This is a genomic window from Vibrio sp. 1159, from assembly GCF_033340395.1.
Lineage (GTDB): Bacteria > Pseudomonadota > Gammaproteobacteria > Enterobacterales > Vibrionaceae > Vibrio > Vibrio alginolyticus.
Genome location: NZ_JAWOWL010000146.1, coordinates 1 through 1,181 on the forward strand (window position 1 = coordinate 1; position 1,181 = coordinate 1,181).

A 1,181-nucleotide genomic window follows, 5' to 3' on the forward strand; every position below is an offset into this window, starting at 1 on the left:
AAAGACCGCCGAGGATTCTTGCTCGGCGCCCAACCCCCAGCGCACGACCGCTTGGTAATCGAGCTTGATTTCAGAATCGCCATTCACCACCGGAGGTAACGGTTCTTGTGGGTGGTCGAGCACCTGTTCAAGTAATCTAGCCGCTTCAACACCTTGGCGATAACCGCTTTGAATCACGCCGCCCACCGCGCCATGACCCAATCCTACATCGTGCACCATAAACAATGGCGCGTTGGAGGCCTTGTTGATCTGAATCCAGTCACGCTCGCTGCCGACCACACCATCTTTGTCGCGGTAGTAAGTCCAAAACAGCACCACATTTTCTTTATTGAGTTGAGCGATTTTTTGCTTCAATGCTTCAACATTGTCAGGGACAAGTTGAGTGATCTTGTTGCGATAACGGTCATGTTGTTGGATAAAATCGTCAATCTCGTCGCGAAGTATCGCACCAGTCACCGAATGGTCACTGATGATGTAAATCTGCTTGTTGTCTGGATGCAAACGCTCGATCAGCGCTAAGTTCGCTTCTAAATCGACGTTCTCAATCACGCCGGTTGCGTTAAGTGATTGATGAAAGGAAGGACGGTAATTGTTGATGCCACAGAAAATCACTGGCGTGTCTTTGATCAACGGCGCCAAGTGTTGCATCAATTCCAATGCATTGTTGTCCGTCACCAAAATGGCATCAAAACGCTCATCGCTCAACTTGGTGCGATAGAGTGATTCGAGCTGGGTAAAAAACTGCTCGCTCTGGTTACGCTTGGAATCCAAGTATAAAACTCGCATGTCCATCTCGCGGTCATCGAGTTGTTGATCGATCCCGCGCTGAATGGAGTCCGTCCAAAAGAATCCTTGGTGATAAGAATGGACGACAAGCACCTTCGGCTCTTGAGCAAGTGTCAGTTCACTCCAGGCACATGCACTCCAGAATAAGGCGACCAAAATCAGAAAACGCTGCACATTCTCTCCATAGCATCGGAGTTAACCCGCAGTTACTCCTGCCAAACCTTGTGAATCGTGTCCGCTGTGAGTATAAAAGAGACATAACTCTCATACCCAACGGAAATAATAGTATGAATGCGAGCCTGCCGAAACTCGACGACCTTGACCGCGCAATCTTAAAAACACTAATGGCAGACGCCAGAACTCCTTACGCCGAAATGGCTAAGCAGTTCGATGTC

At 48.9% G+C, this 1,181-nt stretch carries 2 protein-coding genes; one reads left to right on the plus strand and one right to left on the minus strand.

From position 1 onward, the window contains the following. Positions 1 to 960 (minus strand): ABC transporter substrate-binding protein (locus R7127_RS26570; protein ID WP_318148719.1); only part of this gene is annotated, 960 nt, incomplete at its 3' end. A gap of 113 nt (positions 961 to 1,073) precedes the next feature. On the opposite strand from R7127_RS26570, the gene R7127_RS26575 reads away from it, so the two are divergent. Beyond that, on the plus strand, positions 1,074 to 1,181 hold a 108-nt coding region (locus R7127_RS26575), incomplete at its 3' end, for an AsnC family transcriptional regulator (protein ID WP_318148720.1).